Origin of the sequence: Rhodopila globiformis (genome assembly GCF_002937115.1) — a bacterium.
GTDB lineage: Bacteria > Pseudomonadota > Alphaproteobacteria > Acetobacterales > Acetobacteraceae > Rhodopila > Rhodopila globiformis.
In genome coordinates this window covers 40456-61071 of the sequence record NZ_NHRY01000223.1, presented here as the reverse complement: position 1 = coordinate 61071, position 20616 = coordinate 40456, and the positions used below count along the sequence as shown (strand labels likewise).

Below are 20616 nucleotides of genomic sequence, written 5' to 3'. Positions count from 1 at the left end.
GACACAGCAATGCCCCTGTTGCCAGGGCCAGCGCATTCAACCACGACGGCTGCGTGAACAGCGCCGCGAACGGCGCCAGCCAAGTTTCGATCGCCCGCGCGTTCCCGGGCTGCGCAATCTTCGCCACAATCGGTTTCCCATGCGATCAACACAGGGAAAACGCCGTTCCTGCCTATAGGATCTCCGGAATTCGCCACACGCAGCCGACTATCTGGTTGCTACCAGCCGCCTCGGGAAAGCGCCAAAGTCCAGGTTAGGCAATCTTTCGTCATGAAGCGTTGCCGAGCCGGCTGCGCAGCCGGCGGAAAGACCGACGACTGGATGCAGGGGATTGGCGCCAGGCTGGCAGCGACCCCGGCTGTACGCAGCAATGCCACGGCCTGTCCAACCGCTCCCATCCCGACCTGTCGTCTGCATCCTGCGCTTCTGGCAGCCGTCTGTGCCAGCCTGACGGTCAAGCCGCACGCCCGGGCAGCGCCCCGCTGGTGGGGCAACCGTCGTGGCGCGAGGTCACATCCCGATGGAAAACCCTCCATCCACCGGAATCGCCGTCCCGGTCACGAAATCCGACGCCCCGCTGGCCAGGAACGCGGCAATCCCCGCCATGTCATGCGGCGTGCCCCACCGCCCATGCGGCGTGCGCTTCTCGACGCTCTCGTGCAGCCCATCCACCTGCTGCCGCGCCCGCTGCGTCAGTTCGGTGTCGATCCAGCCCGGCAGCACGGCGTTGACCTGGATATTGTCCCTCGCCCAGGCCGTGGCCATCGCCCGCGTCATCTGCACGATGCCGCCCTTGCTGGCCGCGTAGGGCGTCGCATAGGGCGCGCCGAACAGCGACATCATCGAGCCGATGTTGATGATCTTGCCGCCGCCTGCCTTCACCATCGCCGGATAGACCGCCTGCGAGCACAGGAACGCGCTGGTCAGGTTGGTGTCCAGCACGTGATGCCATTCCTCTTCAGTAAAGTCCTGCGGCATCTTGCGGATCGACGTGCCGGCGTTGTTCACCAGGATGTCCGCCCGGCTAAATTTCTCCAGCGTGCTGGCGACCAGCGCCTGGCAGTCGGCCTTCTTCGTCACGTCGGCGGCGATGAAGATCGCCTCTGCTCCCATGTCGTGCAGCGCCTTCAGCGCCACCCCGGCCTTCTCCGCGTTGCGTCCGGCGATCACGATCCTGGCGCCGAGGGAGGCCATGCCGCGGGCCATGCCAAGCCCGATGCCGCCGTTGCCGCCGGTGACAATCGCCACCTTTCCCGCCAGATCGAACAGGTTCATATGTTTCCTCCCGCCTGGACCTCAGGCGCAGCATGATGGGGCACATCATGCTGCGCAAGGCATCACGGGACCGCGCGCGTCTCCGCCAGATGGTCGAAGCGCTTGCGGAACGTGCCCAGGCCCAGCGTCTGCGAGCGCAGCTCGATGATCAGGTCGTGCATCTCCGCCTCCGGCACCAGCGCCACGACCTCGTCCCAGCCCGGCCAGCCTTCGCGTTCCGAGTAGCCCAGGATCTGCCCGCGCCGCCCGGTCAGCAGCCGCTGCGCCCGCGCGGTGAAGTCATTCGGCACGTACACCGTCACATGGTGGATCGGCTCCAGCAGCACCGGCTCCGCCTTCGCCAGCCCTTCCTTCATCGCCAGCTGCGTCGCCGTCTTGAACGCCATGTCGGAGCTGTCCACGCTGTGGAACCCGCCATCTACCAGCGTGACGGAAAGATCCACCACCGGATAGCCGAACGGGCCCTTCTTTGTCGCTTCCTCCGCCGCCTCACCGACGGCGGGGATGAAATTGCGCGGCACAGCGCCGCCGACGATCTTGTCGATGAACTCGAAGCCCTCGCCGCGGTGGCGCGGCGCGATGTCGATCTTCACGTCGGCGAACTGGCCGTGGCCGCCGGTCTGCCGCTTCAGCCGCCCGTGCTCGTGCACCGCCTTGCGGATCGTCTCCTTGTAGGCGACCCCCGGCTTGTGCGTCGCCAGCTTCAGGCCGTAGTCGCGCGCCAGGTGGTCCACCGTGGTCTGCAGGTGCATCTCGCCCTGGCCATGCAGCACCGTTTCGCTGGTTTCCTGGTCCTGGGTGATGAACAGCGACGGGTCTTCCTCGGTCAGCCGTTGCAGCGCGCCGGACAGCTTGACGTCGTCCTTGCGGTCGGTCGTCTTGACCGCCAGCGCATAGACCGGCGGCGAGGCTTCGGGGAAGGGCAGGGCCTCCGGCGTCGCCCCGGGCGACACGGTCGCGCCGGTCGGCACGCCGTCCAGGCGCCCGAGGGCGACGATATCGCCCTGCCTCGCCTCCGGCACCTTGCTCAGTTCGCCGTTCGCGTAGCGGTAGATGCCGCCCAGCCGCGTGCCGCCGAGCTGCGCGCCGTCGGTGATGGTGCCGTTCCACATCCGGGCATAGGACAGCTTGCCGGTGTGGCCGGCGTAAACCGTCCTGAACACCTGCGCCAGCGCCGGGCCGCTGAGGTCGATCCCTTTGCGCTCGGCGGTTTCCGCGGCGTCGGGAGTCTCATGCCGCAGTGCCTTCCACAGCCGCCGCACGCCGGCGCTGCTGTCCGCCGCGCCCAGCAGCACCTCGATGATCGTGCCGTCGAGCAGGTCCTTGCGCATGTCGCGGTACAGCTCGTCCGGCGTCGGCTTGATATCCTCCAGCACCTTCTCCAGCAGCGCGTCGTCGTGATCCGCCAGGGTTTCCACCAGGCGGCCGAGCGCTTCCTGCTCCTCGGCCAGCATCTCGGGCGGAATCTGCATCAGCTCCGAGGCCTGGCCCTTGCGGTAATGATAGGCCCGCTCGCTCATCAAATCGACATAACCAGTAACGGTTTCGCCCTCGAAAATCGGCATCTGCCGCAGCACCAGCGGACAGCCGGCATAGCCCTGCAACGCCGCCAGGATGTCGGCGACGCTGCCCTCCAGCGTGTCGATCTTGTTGATGAACACGATGTGCGGGACGCCTTCCTCCTTCAGCGTCTTCAGCAGCGGCGCGACCATCGGCGCCTTGGCGGTGGACGGCTCGCACACCACCACCGCGATGTCGACCATCGCCAGCGCGGCGGAGGTCTGGTGCGCGAACTCGATCGAGCCAGGGCAGTCCAGGATCGTCCAGTCGTCGCCCAGGTAGGAGGCGTGGCCCAAACGGATCTCGGTGGTCATCGGGCGGTTGCGCGGGTCCGCTGGCCGCTTGACCGGCGCGCCGGCGGCCTCCAGCAAGGCTTCGAAAAGCGTCGATTTTCCGCTGCTGTACGGTCCCACCAGAGCCACCGAGCGGGGACTTCTGCCGTTTGCTGTTCCGGCCATGGCCGACTCTCCTTCGTTTCTGAAGGCGCCAGCCGAGACGCAACCCGGGTCAGATCGGGTACTCGGTGCGCCCTCGCGAAGCGATGCTAGCGCAAATTTTCAGGAAGGCTAATCCTGGTTTTGACGGTCGCGTGAATCCCATTACGACGCCGCCTGGCGCGGCATCGCGCCGGGCTCCTCGGCCGCCAGCAGCGTGCGAAGGTGCTCGACCAGGTTCGCCGCCTGGATGGGCTTTCGCAGCAGGATGAAGGTTCCATCCGACGCGACCCGTCGCGCCAGGGTGCCGCTGTCGCCGGCATATCCGGTCAGCAGCAGGGCCGGCAAACCGGGACAGCGCTCGTGAACCGCGTGGATGACCGCCAGTCCGTCCATGCCGGGCATCGACAGGTCGGTCACCAGGACATCCACCCGGTCCATCCCGTCGAGTCGCTCGAGCGCCTGCCGGCCGCTGGCGGCGGACAGGACGGCGAAGCCGGCGTCCTCCAGCTGCATGGCCAGGACTTCCCGGACCGGTGCCTCGTCGTCCACCAGCAGCACCTGGGCGGCCGGTGTCCCACCATCCGCATGTGGTGGCTTGTCCGGTCCCTGCGCCGCGGCCCGGTCCCGGTGGGCCGGTTCGACAGCCGCCTCGGGCAGCCAGAGCGTGACCGTGGTACCCTGGCCGGGCGCGCTCATGAGGCTCAGGCCGCCGCCGGACTGCTCGGCAAACCCTTTCACCATGGACAGGCCAAGCCCGGTTCCGACGCCAGGCGCCTTGGTGGTGAAGAACGGCTCCGTGGCGTGGGCCAGCGTCGCGGCATCCATGCCGCTGCCGGAGTCGGTCACCTGGAACCGGATGTAGCGGCCTGGACCGATACCGGCCGGATGCCCTGCGGTCACGCATTCAGAGCTCGCGGACAGCACCAGCAGGCCACCTTGCGGCATGGCATCGCGCGCATTCGTCGCGAGGTTGATCAGCGACGTCTCAAGCTGGCCCCGGTCCGCCGTGCATCCCGGGACATCGGTCTCGGCGTCGGTTCGCACGATAATGCCGGCCCCCAGCGTGTGGGCGAGAATGTCCTGCAGGTCGGCCAGTAGCGCGCCCGTGTCGATCGCTTCGGCATGCAGGTCGCTGCGGCGGCCAAAGGCCAGCAGCCGCCGGGTGATGGTGGCGCCTCGCTCGGTCGCCTCGCCCGCCAGCCGGGCCAGGCGACGGATGGCGACATGGTCGTCCGGACGGCGCTCGATCAGCGCCATCGCTCCGGACACCGCCTGCAGCACGTTGTTGAAGTCATGCGCAATGCCCGCGGCAAGCTGGCCGAGCGCCTGCAGCCGCTCCGCCTGGGTCGCGCGTGCCTGCGCGGCCTCGCGGGCCGCGATTTCCTGCTGCACCCGCAGTTCCAGCCCGGCGCTCAGGTTGCGCAGCTCGGTCTCGGCGTTCTTGAGCGCGGTGATGTCGCTCGATATCCCGACGATGCCGATGACCGTGCCGTCGGCCGATCGCAGCGGCGACTTGGCGGTCCGGAAAATGTGTGTGCCGGCTTCCGCCGTGTCATACACCTCCTCCATGACGGCGGTGCGGCCGGTGCGGATGACCTGCTGGTCAAGCGCCGCAATTGCGGCAGCCTGCTCGGGATTGGCGTGCAACTCCGCGATCGTCCGGCCGAGGGCCGCATCGGCTGTCCGGCCCATCAGCTCGAGCAGCGCGGGATTGACATAGATGTAGCGGCCTTCCGTGTCCTTGGCGAAGACCGCGTCCGCCGAACTGTCGCTGATGGCGCGCAGCAGCGTCGTTGCCTGATGCAGGTCCGCCTCGATCCGCTTGCGGGCGTCGATGTCCTGCACCACGGCGATCGCCCGCACCGGGCACCCGGCCTCGAATATGACCCGGCCATAGGTGCAGGCCCAGCGCCAGCTGCCGTCGGCTTGGCGAATGCGATATTCCAGCTCATAGTCATCGCCAGGCACTGACAGGACGCGTTGCCAGTTTGCCCGTACCCGTGCCCTGTCGTCGGGATGCACGGTTTCGATCGCCGAGTCGAAGGTCGTTCTGCCGACGTGGTCGGCACCGAAGATTGTCTCGGCTCCGGCTGTCCAGACCGCTTTCCCGGCGACGAGGTCGTAGTCGCGGACCCCAAACCGCCCCGCGCTGATCGCCAGGCGCAACCGCTCCTCGCTGGCCTGCAGCGCTACCATCGTGCGGCGCTCCTGCGTGACGTCGCGGGCGAACAGCGTCAGCCCGTCGCCGGACGGGTAGACGTGGACGTCCCAGTGCTTGTCCATTGGCGTCGAATAGCCGATGACCCGCATCGGCTCGCCGCGCTCCATCGCCGCCTGGCAGGCCGCGGCGAAGCGGCCGTCCTCCCGTGGCAACACGGTCCAGATCACCTTGCCCAGGACATCGCCGTCCAGGCCGGTCTGTGCCCTGGCGTGCGGGTTCAGGTAGGTGATCCGCCCGTCGGGGTCGAGCGTGATCACGGCGTCGCTTGTGCTTTCCAGCGCCCCCCAGAGCGCCCGGTCCCGGGCCTGCAAGGCGTCGGCCATGGCTTCGAAAGCAGCGACAAGGCGGCCGCACTCGCTGCCGTCGTGCCGCAGGCCCACACGGGCGGAGAGGTTGCCCGAGCGCCACTGGTCGGCGGCGTGCAGCAGTTGGTGGAATGGCCGGCGGATCAGGTAGCCGCCCAGCAGGGCCGTCAGCCCCAGGGCAATCACGGCGCCCGCCAGGATCAGCAAGACGCCGATCCGGTTCGCCTCGGTCACCGGGGCCAGCGTCGATTCCAGGTCCAGTCCGGCGCTGACATACAGGCCACGCGGGTCCAGGACCGGTGGAATGAAGGCGACGATGAGGGTGCGGCCGTCGATGCCGGCCTGGGACGTCATCTCCGGCCGGGTTGCCTGGAGAACAAAGGTGTTGCCGGGCGGTATGGGCTTGCCGATGAACCGGCCCTGATCCGGCCGGCGTGCGAGGATGATGCCGTTGCGGTCGGCGATGGTGATGGCCGCCTCCGCCGGCACGGGAATGGCCTGAAGCTGCCGTTCCATCCAGGTCAGGTTGAATTCGGCGATGATCACGCCGGCCACCGAGCCGTCCGGCCGCGTGAACCGCCGGGCAATCGGCAGGGTTGGCCGCGCGGCGAAGATGCCTGATCCGTAGTCGCCCACGACCGACGTGCCGGTCGCAAGCGCCTGCCGGAACCAGGCCCGATCCGCGACATCGGCATGAGAGTCGTATGGCACGGATGCAGCCAGCGGATGTCCGTCAGACCCGATGACGGCGATGCCGTCGAATCGTGGCATTGACAAGCCCAGATCGGCCAGGAAACGCTGGCAGAGCCCGGCATCGCTGCCCCGCACGCAGGGGGCGGCACCCAGCACGGTCAGCATCTGGTCGGCGCCTTCGATGATCCGTTGCTGCTCGGCGCCGACGCGGCTGGCGAGACGCCGCGCCTCGTCCGCCACGAGATGCTGGCGTGCCTGCCGGACCTGGCTTTCGGTGTAGGCCTGGAACGCCAGCGCAGGGATGACGGCAACGGCGACGATGACGAGTAATCGTGCCAACAGACTGTTCATGCCCATCCCCGACGGCCAGTGTTAAGACGGTCAAGGAACAGATTGAACCATTATCAAATTTATGTCATTGCAAATTCATTCTGTTTTCGGCAAAACTACATGAATTTTTTGTCATATAAGCACTTTTCGCTGCGATTCCCGGTGGATATCGTTCAAAAGCTCTTGAATTTGCACGGAATGGCGTGAATCGCCTGGATCGTCGCCCGTCGTGTCGCCGCGCTGGTGCCGGGGGCGAAATCGACCGAGACGGAATCGACGAGGCCGCCGTAGCGCGTCTCGATCGCCGCCGGCAGTTCGTCATAGGTGGCGCGGGCGACGAACAGATCCAGCACCTCGTCCGGCACCTCGGCCGCCATCCGGTTCCATTGCCCCTGCTTCGACATCTCGGTCAGCTTCACCCCGAGGTCGGCGACGCCATGCAGGTCGAACACGCCGCGATAGGCCGGGGTCGAGCCATAGAAGGCGACGCGGTAGCGCACCTTCTCGACTTCCTCCCGCACCGCCGCCGCGTCCGGCCCGGTGGCGATGAAGCCGCCGCCGGTGACCTCGAAGCTCTCGAACGACTTGCCGGCGGCGGCGAGTTCGCGGGCGAGCAGCGGCCGGACCACCTGTTCCAGGTACGCGCGGGTGGCGAAGCTGTGCAGCCGGACGCCGTTGGCGACCCGGGCGGCCGTCCTGAGCATCAGCGGGCCGACCGCGGCCATGGCGATGGGCGGCAGCGGGCGATGCTGCGGCGGTGGCGCGAACTCCGGCGTCATCAGGGAGAAATTGTAGTACTGACCCTTGTAGGCCAGCTTCTCGCCGGTTTCCCAGCAGCGGAAGATCGCGCGCACCGACTCGACATACTCGCCCAGCCGCGCCGCGGGCGCGATCCAGGGCGTGCTGAAGCGGCGCTCGTTGTGCGCCTTGACCTGGCTGCCGAGGCCGAGGACGAAGCGGCCCTTCGAATGGGTATGCAGGTCCCACGCCTGGTTGGCGACCACCATCGGGCTGCGCGGAAACGCGATCGCCACCGAAGTAACGAGCTGCACCCGCTCGGTCGCCAGGGCGGCAAAGGCCAGCGGCGTGAACGGGTCGTGCTTCAGTTCGTGGCTTTGCACCGAGTCGCAGCCGTCATCCTCGGCCTGGCGCGCGGCGGGGCCGCAGGCGGCCCAGTCGTGGCACGGCAGGCTTGTCGATACGCGCATCGGACTCTCCCCACTCTGCGTTCGCCGCACAATTTGCCGCCGGGCGCGACCTCCCGTAAAGCGAACGGCAGGCGAAGGGAGCTAGGCATGCAAAGATTGGCGGGCAAGGTCATGATCGTCACCGGCGCCAGCCGGGGCATTGGCGCGGCGACGGCCGCCGCCCTGGCGAAAGCCGGCGTGACCGTGGCTCTGGCGGCGCGTGACGGGACGAAGGCGGCCGAGGTGGCCGCCTCGATCGGTGGGACGGCCTCCGGCCATGCCTGCGACGTCGCCGACTATGCCGCGGTCGAGGCCCTCGTCAATGAAACCAGGTCGCGGTTCGGCCGCCTGGACGGCCTGGTCAACAACGCCGGCGTCATCGAGCCGATTGCTCCGATCGCGGACGGCGACCCGGCGGCCTGGGCGCGGTCGATCGCGGTCAACCTGATCGGCGCCTACAACGCCATCCGCGCGGTGCTGCCCGGCATGCTCCTCAGCGGCGACGGCACGATCGTCAATGTCTCCTCCGGCGCGGCGGTGCGGCCGCTGGAGGGATGGAGCGCCTATTGCAGCGGCAAGGCCGGGCTGCACATGCTGACCCGGGCGGTGGCGCTGGAGACGGCGGGGCAGGGGATCCGGGTGTTCGGCTTCCAGCCCGGGCCGACGGATACCGACATGCAGGTACCGGTCCGCGCCTCCGGCATCAACCCGATCAGCCAGATCCCGCGCGAGAACCTGACGCCGGTGGCGCATCCGGCGGCGGCGATCGTCTATCTGTGCACCGCCGGCGCCGACGATCTGGTTGGGCAGGAGCTCAACCTGCGCGACACGTCGTTCCGGGCAAGGTTGGGGTTGTACTGACGGCGTGGTTTGATATGGTGCCTCCCCGGCGGGAGCAGCGTGGTTGATGGCGCATTTCCGGTCGCACAGAGAAGGATGGAGGGCTGCGGAGGGCCGCTGAGGATCAGGGGGACGTCGCGCGGGCTGGTGCGGACGCGGATACGGGTCCAGGCGGATTCACGCGCCTGGTCGGGCGGCGATGTCCGGCATCGTGTATTTCAGCAATGCTGGTTGCCATGCGCGTCGCGCGCAGCGCAATGACGATGTCTCTGCGGCCCTCCTATGAAAATGCGGCCCCACAGGCGCCAATGGCAGGGCAGAGCCAGGTCGTCTCCCTATCGTCATGGCCGGGCGTGTCCCGCATTGGCGTTAAAATAGCGTGGCGGCGGCACGATGCTTGCCATTCCGTCATGGCCCGGACAAGCCGGGCCATGACGAGGAGGCAACAGCCAGCCCTATTTTAACGCCAATGGGGCGTGTCCCGGCCATCCGCGCTTCGACGGCTGGGGGGATGGCCGGGAGACGCCCGGCCATGACGGAGAGGTAACGGCCTCTCGCCCATTTTCGGTCATCGCGGTGCCGGCGCCGCCGACTGGCCAACTCTGCGGTTCTCAGCTTTTTCTCTGTGGTTACATGTCCGGACCATCCGCTCGCACGCCTGCCGCCGGTGGCGCATCCATGCCGGGCCTGGCTGCACGAGGCGGAGGGGCCGGTGTGCCCGCTCCGGCGCATTGGTTGCTTCTCCCCAAGCCCAAACCACGCCATCACGGCCGCCGATCAGGCGAGACTGCCGCTCTCCCGCCCAAACTCCCAGCCTCTACCCCGCATCGGCAATCCAGTTGCCGTGGAACCCCAGCGGCACCCGCACCGGCAGATGGATCGTCGCCGCAGGCTCCCCGTCCAGGTTGCCGGCATCCAGCACCACCAGCGTGCTGCTGTCGTTGCGCAGGTCATAGACGAACGCGATCAGCCAGCCGTCGTCCTCGGCCGCGTCCGGGTGGCGCGGCACGAACACCGCCTCGGCCGGCATGTGGTGCGGACCGTAGTCGTGGCGGAGCAGCGCGCCCGTCGCCAGGTCGTGCCGGTACAACGGCTGCGGCCCGAGCGTATCGAGCGTGATGCCGACACTGTAGGCGTAACGATAGCCGCGTCCGGCCCGGCGATCGTCGCAGCGCGGAAACTCCTGCTGCAGGTCGGAGACGACGCTGCGCTTCACCTGCGTGCCGGCCGGATCGAGGACCCATCGCTCGAGCCGGCTGTTGAATCCTTCGGGGCCATGGCGCGAGATATCGAACATCCGCGGATAGGCGATGACGTCGACCACCGTGCTGCCGTCGTCATGATCGTAAGCGTTGGCGATGTGGAACACATAGCACGGCTCGATCTCGAACCAGCGTATCGCGCCGGCGTCCGCGTCGCGCGGCAGCAGGCCGACGCGAGCCGTGTGGCGGTCGTTCCAGGTATAGGGAAGCGGATGCCCGCGCAGCAGCGCGCCCATGGAGAACGTCACCGGCAGGTCGAGGATCACCACCTGCGACCGCGTCACCGCGCCATCGTGGATCATCGGGCCATGGCGCACCGGAATGCCGACCTGCCGCCGCAGCATGCCGTCGGCGCCGATGACGACGTAGTCCACCCGGTTGCGGTTTTTCACGTCGTAGCACACGGCGTGCAGGTCCCCGGTTTCCGGGTCGAGCCGCGGATGCGCGGAGAAAGAGCGTGAGGCGGTGTCGGCGAACAGGCCATGGCGCAGCGTGTTGAACTCATGGTCGAGCGCGACCGGCAGTGCCGCGCCCTCCACCAGGGCCCACAGGTGTCCGGCGTGGCCGATGATGTTCGTATTGACGATGTCGACGTCGCCGCGGCGCGGCCCCGGCGCGATGGGACGGTTGAGCCGCTGCTGCACGCTGTCGGTGCCGATCCAGCGGTTGCGATACCACAGCGCCTTGCCGTCGCGCAGGCGCACGCCGTGGACCATGCCGGCGCCGAGGAACCAGTGGTGGGTGGCCGGGTTGGCGACGTCCACCGGATTGGGGCCGATGCGGGCATACACCCCGTTCAGTTCTTTCGGCAGCGTTCCGGTGACCGCCAGGGCGGTTTGCGTCACCTCGGCGTGCACGGGCGCGAAGGGGCCTTCGAGATACAGGTTGGTGGCGTCGAACGGCACCCGCCTCTGCGCCTGGCTGGAGACCCAGCGGACAGCTCGTTCCAGTGTCGTTGCCTGTGACATCATGTCCCCAAGTGATGCCGCGCCGGCGCCGCGTAAAGGGCCGCTCCGCCAAATGAGCGTAAAACAACAAGTGAGCCGCCGAGCGCGGATGGTGGTGAAATACTGAGTCAATACACCAGTGTCGGCCAGGATGCAGTCGAGGCATAATAAAACCCAGGTGAGGGGGTGGCCCCGCAAACGTGAGGATGCAATCAATTATACCAGGCGCCCGAATTTCTGACTGCTTGGCACGGACCGCTCCACCCGTCATGGCGGCCGTAGGGCCGCCATCCAAGCCTTGCGGTGCTGATACAGGCGAAGGCGTGGATGCCGGGCCTTTGCCCGGCATGACGATGAGTGACCAGTGCCAACGTGTCAGAATTTCGGGCGCCTGGTATTACACAGGTTGGGACGGGCCTGCCGGGATCGTTGGGGAAGAGATGGAAACCAGCTGTGTCCGATTTCGTGTCTCACCCATGTGGGGAGTCCAAAACCTTCGTGGCCCTTTGTGGATTCTTCGCTTTCCTACCATGAAAATACGCTTCGGGACGCTTGTTCGCGAGCGTCATGGCCCGGCTTGTCCGGGCCACCTATTCAAGCACTTATGCCGCGACGGGTGGCCCGGACAAGCCGGGCCATGACGGGGTGGCACCGATCTCGCCCATTTTCGGCCATTGCGGTGCCGGCGCGCCGGCTGGCTAACTTCGTGTTGAAAATCGCAGGCTGCAACAGCACGGACACCGGATCTGTCGCACTGGACGGTGCAGCCCCATCGCCCATCCCCCCTGGAAATCCGCCTCATGCCGGACCGGGCGGGGTGTGCCGAGGGGGTTGCGACCGGGGCGCATTGGCCACCGCGCTTCAACACGGAGTTGGCCAGCCGGCGGCACCGGCACCGCGACAGCGGAAAATGGGCAAGGGGTCCGGTGCCTCCCCGTCATGGCCGGGACACGCCCGGCCATGACGATTGAGCGACGATCGCGCCCGCGGGTCCGCATTTTCATAGGAGCACCACGTTGCAGGGACGGCCGGCACTGCCTCGATCCCGGTGTCGCCCGGGCCGGACCGCGCCCGATCAGGGCTTGGCGGCGGCGTTCCTGTCCTTCTGCATGATCGCCACCATGCCGAACATCGGCGGCTGGCCCGGCTTGCGCGCGACTTCGTTGTAGTAGAGCAGATCGCCTTCGCGGCGCAGGGTGAATTCCGTTCCGACGTCGTTCGGCCCGGGAACCAGCACAACCAGCCGGTCGCCGGTGATGCGGCCGACCTTCTGGTTCTTGTAGTACACCTCGTTGTCCGGCTTCACCTCGAAATCGTCGTGCATCGGAAAATTCTGCGTCTGGCTCTCGCAGACGATGGATCCATCGCGGACCCCATACAGGGTCGAAGTCCCGACGAACTTCATCCTGATCTCGGAGCATGCAAGGACGGTCGGCCCCAGCTGGAAGGCGCCCTTGCCGATCCAGTCGCCGTCGACCATGCCGGCGCCGGTTTGCGCGAGCGCCGGGCTGCATCCCAGGCAGACGAGGGCAAGCAGGACATGCCGCTTCATGACACGGCCTTTGCCCCGGCGGCGCCGCTCCGGAAAATGCGGTTCCTGACAATCCGATGACCAACCATGGACCAAATTCCTCCTCGCGTGCATGACCCGCACTGTCATCGTAATAAATCAGAAACGGGTCCACGCTGCAAGCCGGCCCGGCGAACCTGCCTGCAGCGTGACCGGCCCGGTTGCACACCGATACGGAAGCGGACTGTGCGTAGCCTGGCCGGCGGGCTAGGCCGCAGCGTGGATCGGCCGCTCGGTGTTGCCGCGCCACCGCGGCGGCACCGGAAGTTGCCCGCCGCTGTCCCGCGCCACCGGAACGCCCGAGGCTTGCGCCGCGCGGAGGATGAGGTCCGCGGTTTCCTCCGGGGCTTCCTCGTGCGACAGGTGGCCGTAACTCCGGTGCACGACCAGTTCGCTGCCCGGCACCAGCGCCGCCGTCCGGCGGGCGACGTGCGGCGGCAACGCGCGGTCGCCGTCGGCCGTGACCAGCACCAGGCGGCACGGCAGCGAGGGCAGGTCGCGCACGGTCTGGCGCAGGTCCCAGCCGGCCAGCATGTTCAGGACGTTGCGCACGTGCAGCGGGCTGCCCATCAGGCGCGCGTAATAGCCGATGCCGGCGGCGGTCAGCGTGCTGCCGGTGTTGGCGATCATCTTCTCGACAGTGCGAGGCTGCCGCGTCCGGCAGCTGACCATCCAGGGTACGGCCGGGCTGAACGCCAGCATTTTCGCCGCCGCCCGCATGACATGCCCGGTCAGGCCCGGGATCGGCAGCATCGCGCCGTTCAGCGCGACCAGCACCGCAGGCGCGGGGATGGATCCGCCAACCACCAGCCGCGTCAGGATCGCCGCGCCGGCCGAATGTCCCACCGCCACCGCCGGCGCGACGCCAAGCGCCTGCAGCAGCGCCTCCAGCCCGGCCGCCATGGCCGCCAGCGTTATGCCGCTTGTACGCGGTGTCCCGGTGAAGCCGTGCCCCAGCAGGTCCGGGGCGACGACGGTGAAGTACCGCGCCAGCCGCGGCATCAGGTCGCGCCAGCTGTGGGTGGAGGAGCCGGTGCCGTGGGCCAGCAGCAGCACCGGCCCCTGTCCCATCGTCTGCACGTGCCACGTCAGGTCGGCGGCCGTGACGAAGCGGCTGCTGTGGCGATTGGGCCAGTCCGCGCCGTCGGTGGACCAGTCCAGCGCCCTGCCGCGCGTCATGGCGCCACCGCCGGTGCGGCGGCGGAGTCCGGCTCGGTTCGCCGCTGCGGCGCCGGCCCTGGCACGGCAAGGCACGCCTGGCGGAAGCTTGCTCTTCCAGATCGATATTTGACCGCAAGATGTAGCCGCCGGTGCCTTTCGCGGCCGGTCACGGCCTGCGTGCAGCCTGGAAAAGACGACATTGGCGACTGCCCCTTTTTACTTGCAACGGTTCGGCCGCCTCAAAACCGGCGGCACCAGGGATACGTTCGCTGCCTTCCGGAAGAAGCGGTTTCACCGCGACATCTAAAGCCGTTCTGCCGGCCCGCGTTGCATCAAGGCTGAGTGGTCAAGACGCTTTGTCAGCTGTAACGAACGGTTGTCACAGGGCCAGGCCGCGCGTGACACGCCGGGCGGTCCGGTGGGTACCGCGGTGGACACGTCCGGTGGGATTGCGCCGCCGCCAGCGCAGGATCGTGCAAAAAGGACCTTATCCGGCACGAAAACACGCGCCGGCGCGGCGAACATCCATTCGATCAAAGTAAATACAAATATATAGGCGGAATTCCTGCCTGAAGCGCCGCGGGGGCAACGATCATCGGCGTAACACCGTCAGGCTGGCCTGACGTCAGGCAAGATACAAGCCGCCAATGCACAAGGTAACTTGAAGCAATCCGCCGTGACGACGCCATTCAAAGCGGCTCCGTGCTTGCCACTTGCCAATTTCCGGTCGGTGTACCCTTGTCGAAGCAGGCAATCCGGCGGTAATGACCGCCGCGACGCCTGCGACAACAATGACGGCGTCCGTCCGTTTGACAGTTGCTTCAGTCGCAGTGGTCAGGAGGTTGACGCATGATCCTGGATATTGTCATCGCAGTGGGTTGGGCGGTGGTGGTCGCGACGGTCGGGGCCTACCTGACCGACAGCCTCTCGCCCTGGTACCGCGAGGTTTTGAAGAAGCCAAGCTGGCAGCCGCCGGACTGGGCGTTCGGCCCGGCGTGGTCGGTGATCTTCGCCCTGGCGGCCCTGTCGCTGTTCCTGGGACTGCGGGATGCCCCGGATTCGGGCACCCGCTCGCTGATCATCGGCCTGTTCGTGGTGAACGGCCTGGCGAACATCCTGTGGAACCCGCTGTTCTTCTGGCTGCGGCGTCCGGACTGGGCGCTGGTCGAGGTGCCGTTCCTGTGGCTTTCGGTCCTGGTGCCGATGCTGGTGCTGTGGCCGATATCCACGGCGGCCGGCGCATTGCTGCTGCCGTACCTGTGCTGGGTTGCCTTTGCCGCCTATCTCAACCTGACGGTCGTGCGGCTCAACCGGCCGTTCGGCATCGGCACCGGCTCGGCCCTGGATGCTCGGGCCGGGCGTTAGTACCGCCGTTTCGGCCACGGGCTGGCGCGGCAGCCGATCGGCCGCGTCAGCCCGAGCGCAGCCACTTGCGCGCGTTCAGCCGCCGCAGGGCTGCGTAATAGCCCTGGTTCGGGTCGCCCACGCCCTGCGGCTTCTTCGTGATGTCGTAGATGTGCTTGATCAGCACGGACGCGATGGCGTGGATCGCCTCGTGACGGTCGAGGCCCTGCGCCATGAGCTGGCGGGCCTTGAGCCGCACCGGCGTTTCGTCGCCGAGGGCGATCTGGTTCTCGACGATCGCATGCATCGTCGCATGCACCTTCACGTTCGGCAGATCGATGCCCGCCTCGTCATGGTAGTCGGCAACGAGGCCGATCCGCTCCTGTTCGTCCAGTTCCAGCCATTCGGCCGGGTCTGGCGCGTGCAGTGGATTGTAATGGTCGATGGTCATGGCGTGAATCCTGGCCTGGTGCACGGCGTCCGGTGAGCAGCACCCCCTGGCCAGGGGTTATAGCCGAATCATCCCGCCGGCGCAGCATGTCGTGCGGCAGGCCGTGGCCGTCGCCAGGGCCTCGCACGCCGATGCCGATTTCGGCAATGGCCTGCACGCCGGCATGGGCGAGGCGCTCGATACGCTGCCGGGACAGTGTGCCGGGATGGCTGTGTAACTCCACGTCGCAGGCGGGTATTGGACCGCAATGGCTCGCCGCAACAAGGCGGTTTGTCCGGTCCCGACAGGCCAGCAAGGTCCGGTCTTCGTGGCCCTTCGTGTACCTCGTTCCTCCTCCGTGGTGAAAACTGCGAAAGGATGAACAGGCACGGACGTTTCCTGGCAACGCTGGCGCCCTCCGCCGCGCGTCCCCGGCCCATGCCAGCCACGGCCAGGGCAAACGGTGGAGGGCTTTCCCATTGGCGTTAAAATAGCGTGGCGGCACGATGCTTGCCATTCCGTCATGGCCCGGCTTGTCCGGGCCACCTATTCCAGCACTGTGCCGCGACAGGTGGCCCGGACAAGCCGGGCCATGACGAGGAGGCAACAGCCAGCCCTGTTTTAACGCCAATCGGAGGGCTTTCCCCCAGGTCCAACAAGCCCGACGGCCGGCGATCGGCATTACGTGGGATGAAAGCCGCCGGCCGCGCCCGCCCTTGGCGGCTCGAGGGTGGCCGGGTGCTGGCGAGGCGGCACCCAGAACGGCCTGCCGCGAGACCGGCCGCGCCAGGGAACAAGACCGCCGGATGGCTTCGCGCCCCAACGGCCGCCGGTTGACCGGGAGGCGCCGGCACCCGACCAGGATGCCAGCAATTGCCGGATGCTCCGGCCCAGGTCGGCCATGACCGAAACCTGCCGGTGCCCGGCGGCGCAGTCCCCCCCGATCGTCACGCCGATCCGGCACCACGCGCAATAGGCGCCCGGGAAGCGTGTTTCGCGAAAGCCGATCAGGCCGCGCCGAAGCTTGATCACGGTTTCCGGCATCATCGGGCCGCCGCACTGTTTGCAGTGCATCCTGCCCTGCATCCTGTTGTCTTGCATGTTGTGGTGTTGCATCGTGAGTTCCCTCTTTGTCCCTGATGATTTGTCCCTGATGATTTGTCCCTGATGATTTGTCCCTGATGATTTGTCCCTGATGACTTGTCCCTGATGACTTGTCCCTGTCGGCTGGATATTAGACGCCCTATCGAACAAATCAAGAACAATTATCGCCGGCTTGCCGTTGGCGCGTGCCCCTGACCCGTGCTCGGATGGCCTGTGCTCCCAACTCGGCGCCGCACCCGGGGCGGCTTTGCCTCAGCGTGCCGGCGCGATCCCTGTGTGTGGGCCACGAGACACCCATATCTGCGTCATGCCCAACGTCCTGGAACACGCCGCCGATCGCTTCCCGCGCCACCGGCCTCCCCGGCGACCCGCCCCACAGGTGCCGGGATGAGGCGCCGGATGAAGGAAGATCCGGCCCCCGGGACGGCCCATCTCCGTCATGGCCGGGCGACCGGACGATGACCGAGCCCGCCGGGATGCTGCCCGCCGGGATGCTGCCCGCCGGGATGCTGCCCGCCGGGATGCTCATCGTCGCGGACGACCTGTCCGGGGCCGCCGATTGCGGCGTCGCCTGCGCCGTGGCCGGCCTCGACACCGTTGTGCTGCTCGATGCGGCCGATGACCCAGTCGGCGCGGCTGTCCTCGCCGTCGACGCCGACACCCGCCGCAAGCCGGCGGCCGAGGCGGCGGCGGCAACCGCCCGCATCGTGCGCGCGCAGGCCGCTCCCGGACAGGTCCTGTTCAAGAAGCTGGACTCCACCCTGCGCGGCAACGTCGGTGCCGAGATCGCCGCAACGCTGGCGGCGCGGCGGGCGCTGCACGGCGATGCAGCCGCCATCATGGCGCCCGCCTTTCCCGCCACCGGGCGCACCACATCCGGCGGCCACCAGTTGCTGCACGGCGTCCGGCTGGAGCACACCGAGCTGTGGAAAGCCGAACGGATCGCCGGCGCGGCGCATATCCCCACCATGCTGGACGCGGCCGGCCTGCGTGCCATGTCCATCCCCCTCGACACGGTCCGCGACGCATCCAGGCTTCCCGCCGCGCTGTCCGAAGCGGCCATCGGCCACGACGTCATCGTCTGCGACGCCGATGCCGAGGCCGATCTTCAGGCCATCGCCACAGCCTCGGTATCGCTGGGGCGGCATACTGTCTGGGCTGGCTCGGCCGGCCTCGCCCGTCATCTGCCCGCGGCGGCCGGCCTGCGGTCCCATCGGCCCGTGGAACCGCCGCCGCCCTGCGCGGGGCCGCTGCTGTTCGTCGTCGGCAGCGCCTCACGCATATCGCGCGAGCAGGTGGCGCGGCTGGCGGCGGCTCCGGATGTCGGCCTCGTCACTGTCCCGCCCGCGGTGCTGCGGACCGCGGACTGGCACGCCTGGCGCCGCGCAGTGGAGGCTGCCCTGGCTGCCGGCCACGACACGGTGGTTTCGCTGGACAGCGAGGGCGGCGTGAACCTGGCGGACGGGCTGCCGCTGTGCCTCGCCCTGGCGGCGCTGGTGGCGCCGTGCGTCCACCGGGCCGGCGCCCTGGTCCTCACCGGGGGCGAGACGGCACGCGCCGTGCTGCTCGCCCTCGGCGCGACCGGGCTGCGGCTTGCCGGCGAGCTGGAACCGGGCGTACCCCTGTCCACTGCCATCGGCGGGCGCGGCCTGCCGGTGATCACCAAGGCCGGCGCCTTCGGCCATCCCGGGACGCTGCTGCGCTGCCGCGCCGCCTTGCGGTCCGCGCCAGGCGCCGCCAACCGAGCGGAGACAAGCTGACCATGCCACGTCCTGTCATCGCGATCACCATGGGCGACGCCGCCGGGGTCGGCCCGGAAATCATCATGAAGAGCCTGGCGCACGCCGACTTGTACGAGCGCTGCTGCCCGGTCGTCGTCGGCGACGCCAACCGGCTGCGGCAGGCCGGCAGGATCGTCGGCAGCAGCCTGGCGGTGAGCAGCCTCGGATCGATCGACGACCGGCGCTGCACCGCCGGCAGCGTCGACTGCATCGACCTGCGCCTGATCCCGGACGACCTGCCCTGGGGCCAACTGTCGGCGGCCGCCGGCAACGCCGCCTACCATTACATCCGCACCGCGACCGGGCTTGCCGTGCAGGGCCAGGTGGACGCGATCTGCACGGCGCCGCTGAACAAGGAGGCGCTCCACCTCGGCGGCCATCGCTACCCCGGCCACACCGAGTTGCTGGCCGCCCTGACCGGCACGCCGGAGGTCTCGATGATGCTGATGACACCGAACCTGCGCGTCATCCACGTCACCACCCATATCGGGCTGCTGGACGCCATCGCGAAGATCGAGCCCGGGCTGGTCGAGCGGGTGATCGGCCGCGGCCGCGACGTGCTGGTGAAGGCCGGCCTGCCGCGCCTGAAAATCGGCGTCTGCGCCATCAATCCGCATGCCGGCGAGCACGGCCTGTTCGGCCGCGGCGAGGAGGAAACCAAGATCGTCCCCGCCATCACCGCCTGCCAGGCCAGGGGCTGGGACGTGGAAGGCCCGCTGCCGGCCGATACCCTGTTCTTCCGCGCCGGCCGCGGCGACTTCGACATGGTGGTCGCCATGTACCACGACCAGGGCCACGGCCCGGTGAAGGTGATGGGGCTGGAGGCCGGCGTGAACATCACCGTCGGCCTGCCGGTGATCCGCACCTCGGTGGACCACGGCACGGCGTTCGACATCGCCGGCACCGGCCAGGCGGACGAGCGCAGCCTGCTGGAAGCACTGCGCCAAGCCGTCGCCCTGGCCCCGGGGCATTGAGCGCCCGGACCCTTGGGGCGGTCAGGAAATTACCGCGTCATTGGGTGTGGGGCACCGTCCTCTCCGCGTCATGGTCCGCGAAGGCGGACCTTGCGGTGCTGATCGCGGCAAAGGCGTGGATGGCCGGCCTGCGCCCCATTGGCGTTAAAATAGCGTGGCGGCGGCACGATGCTTGCCATTCCGTCATGGCCCGGCTTGTCCCTACGGGATGCACAGATCTTGGAAACGGTCCGCCGCGACTGTTGCCTCCCCGTCATGGCCCGGCTTGTCCGGGCCACCTATTCAAGCACTTGTGCCGCGACAGGTGGCCCGGACAAGCCGGGCCATGACGAGGAGGCAACAGCCAGCCCTATTTTAACGCCAATGGGGCCTGCGCCCGCCATGACGACGTCGTGCAGCCGGTGCCGTGCAGCCAGTGACGCTGTTATTCCCTGACAGACCCTTTACAGACCACGTCGCACCGATCGGGCGGGCTACGGTCTGCTCCGTTCCCGTCCCGAGGGGCGCCAATCGCAGCCATGCTTGGCACCGGCATCCCGGCATCCCATGTCATCGCCAGCGCACAGGACAGAACCGGGACATCGGCACCATGGCGGATCTGCAGAAACTGCTGTTCGAGACAAAGGCGACGGTGAGCGACCGGGAGGTCCTGGCCACCGCCCGGCTGAACGCCCGGGTCAAGGCGTTCGCCGGCCGCCCGCTGTCCGACGACATCGTGCCGCAGATCAACGCCGCCGTCGCCGACGAGGCCGATCGGCTGGTTGCCGAGGGCGTGCTGCGGGCGAGGCCGGACTGGCTTGCGGTGATCGTCGGCCGGCGCCTCCACGTCGCGTTCGGCAGCAGCGCCGTGCAGCAGCTCAGCCGCGAGCTGAAGCGCATGGGCGTTGTGTAGCGCATCCGCATCCCGGCCGGCGACGCCCCGGCTCATGTGTCGCGAGCAATGACAGTTTGGGATCGCGATGCGCCGGCACAGCCGGGCGTGACACGACGGCTGTCGTGACGGCCGGACAGGCAGGCGTTGAGGCGCGGCACAGGGGGTTTCCGCCGGACGCCGTACCGCCGGGTCACCCGTGCCGGCGCTGTGCTTCACCCTGTCTTGAAACGCCTGCGGCAATAACTCGTTGACTTCGCAAGTATAGTTGCCGCAACTATTTTCCTGCGTGGCCTTCGTATCAATTCATATCAAACCAAGACA

Annotated in this window: 15 protein-coding genes; 6 read left to right on the top strand and 9 right to left on the bottom strand. The window is 68.0% G+C overall.

All coding sequences use genetic code 11. The features are described 5' to 3' along the window. Nucleotides 1-510: 510 nt before the first annotated feature. From CCS01_RS21360 to CCS01_RS21345, 4 genes are all read right to left on the bottom strand, one after another. Nucleotides 511-1275 (bottom strand): SDR family NAD(P)-dependent oxidoreductase, encoded by a 765-nt coding sequence (locus CCS01_RS21360; RefSeq protein WP_104520789.1) that lies wholly within the window; start codon nucleotides 1273-1275, stop codon nucleotides 511-513. Between the two features lie 62 nt (nucleotides 1276-1337). After that, nucleotides 1338-3293 (bottom strand): elongation factor G, encoded by a 1956-nt coding sequence (locus tag CCS01_RS21355; RefSeq protein WP_104520788.1) that lies wholly within the window; start codon nucleotides 3291-3293, stop codon nucleotides 1338-1340. 141 nt (nucleotides 3294-3434) lie between these two features. Continuing rightward, nucleotides 3435-6842 (bottom strand): PAS domain-containing protein, encoded by a 3408-nt coding sequence (locus CCS01_RS21350; protein WP_158258525.1) that lies wholly within the window; start codon nucleotides 6840-6842, stop codon nucleotides 3435-3437. Nucleotides 6843-6994: 152 nt separating this feature from the next. Beyond that, the gene (locus CCS01_RS21345) at nucleotides 6995-8029 is read right to left on the bottom strand and encodes a TIGR03617 family F420-dependent LLM class oxidoreductase (RefSeq protein WP_104520786.1); all 1035 of its coding nucleotides are present in this window, start codon (nucleotides 8027-8029) and stop codon (nucleotides 6995-6997) included. Nucleotides 8030-8116: 87 nt separating this feature from the next. Here CCS01_RS21345 and CCS01_RS21340 point away from each other — a divergent pair, with 87 nt between their 5' ends. After that, nucleotides 8117-8869 (top strand): SDR family oxidoreductase, encoded by a 753-nt coding sequence (locus tag CCS01_RS21340; RefSeq protein WP_104520785.1) that lies wholly within the window; start codon nucleotides 8117-8119, stop codon nucleotides 8867-8869. Between the two features lie 796 nt (nucleotides 8870-9665). Here CCS01_RS21340 and CCS01_RS21335 read toward each other — a convergent pair. From CCS01_RS21335 to bchO, 3 genes are all read right to left on the bottom strand, one after another. Further along, entirely contained in the window at nucleotides 9666-11081 is a 1416-nt protein-coding gene (locus CCS01_RS21335) for a carotenoid oxygenase family protein (RefSeq protein ID WP_104520784.1), read from the bottom strand. 1051 nt (nucleotides 11082-12132) lie between these two features. After that, nucleotides 12133-12609, bottom strand: a complete 477-nt coding sequence (locus CCS01_RS21330; RefSeq protein ID WP_104520783.1) for a hypothetical protein — start codon at nucleotides 12607-12609, stop codon at nucleotides 12133-12135. 225 nt (nucleotides 12610-12834) lie between these two features. Further along, nucleotides 12835-13806, bottom strand: coding sequence for an alpha/beta fold hydrolase BchO (bchO, locus tag CCS01_RS21325; protein ID WP_104520782.1), 972 nt, complete (start codon nucleotides 13804-13806; stop codon nucleotides 12835-12837). An 831-nt stretch (nucleotides 13807-14637) separates the two neighbouring features. On the opposite strand from bchO, the gene CCS01_RS21320 reads away from it, so the two are divergent. Next, on the top strand, nucleotides 14638-15153 hold the full coding sequence (locus CCS01_RS21320) for a TspO/MBR family protein (protein WP_104520781.1): 516 nt from the start codon (nucleotides 14638-14640) through the stop codon (nucleotides 15151-15153). A 46-nt stretch (nucleotides 15154-15199) separates the two neighbouring features. Here the strand turns inward: CCS01_RS21320 and CCS01_RS21315 are convergent, their stop codons facing one another. Continuing rightward, complete coding sequence (locus CCS01_RS21315) at nucleotides 15200-15583, bottom strand: DUF1841 family protein (protein WP_204848384.1); 384 nt, start codon at nucleotides 15581-15583, stop codon at nucleotides 15200-15202. A gap of 91 nt (nucleotides 15584-15674) precedes the next feature. Between CCS01_RS21315 and CCS01_RS35775 the strand changes: the two genes are divergently transcribed. Next, the gene (locus CCS01_RS35775) at nucleotides 15675-15800 is read left to right on the top strand and encodes a hypothetical protein (protein WP_275112945.1); all 126 of its coding nucleotides are present in this window, start codon (nucleotides 15675-15677) and stop codon (nucleotides 15798-15800) included. 443 nt (nucleotides 15801-16243) lie between these two features. On the opposite strand, the gene CCS01_RS21310 is transcribed toward CCS01_RS35775, so the two are convergent. Next, nucleotides 16244-16609 carry a hypothetical protein gene (locus CCS01_RS21310; protein ID WP_146101883.1) on the bottom strand — a complete coding sequence of 122 codons (366 nt, stop codon included), beginning with the start codon at nucleotides 16607-16609 and terminating at the stop codon, nucleotides 16244-16246. A gap of 515 nt (nucleotides 16610-17124) precedes the next feature. On the opposite strand from CCS01_RS21310, the gene CCS01_RS21305 reads away from it, so the two are divergent. The 3 genes from CCS01_RS21305 (at nucleotide 17125) to CCS01_RS21295 (ending at nucleotide 20313) form a co-directional block, all read left to right on the top strand. After that, on the top strand, nucleotides 17125-18426 hold the full coding sequence (locus tag CCS01_RS21305; protein WP_158258524.1) for a four-carbon acid sugar kinase family protein: 1302 nt from the start codon (nucleotides 17125-17127) through the stop codon (nucleotides 18424-18426). A 2-nt stretch (nucleotides 18427-18428) separates the two neighbouring features. Further along, nucleotides 18429-19421, top strand: coding sequence for a 4-hydroxythreonine-4-phosphate dehydrogenase PdxA (gene pdxA, locus CCS01_RS21300; RefSeq protein ID WP_104520778.1), 993 nt, complete (start codon nucleotides 18429-18431; stop codon nucleotides 19419-19421). A 589-nt stretch (nucleotides 19422-20010) separates the two neighbouring features. Beyond that, nucleotides 20011-20313 carry a hypothetical protein gene (locus CCS01_RS21295; protein ID WP_104520777.1) on the top strand — a complete coding sequence of 101 codons (303 nt, stop codon included), beginning with the start codon at nucleotides 20011-20013 and terminating at the stop codon, nucleotides 20311-20313. Nucleotides 20314-20616 lie beyond the last annotated feature (303 nt).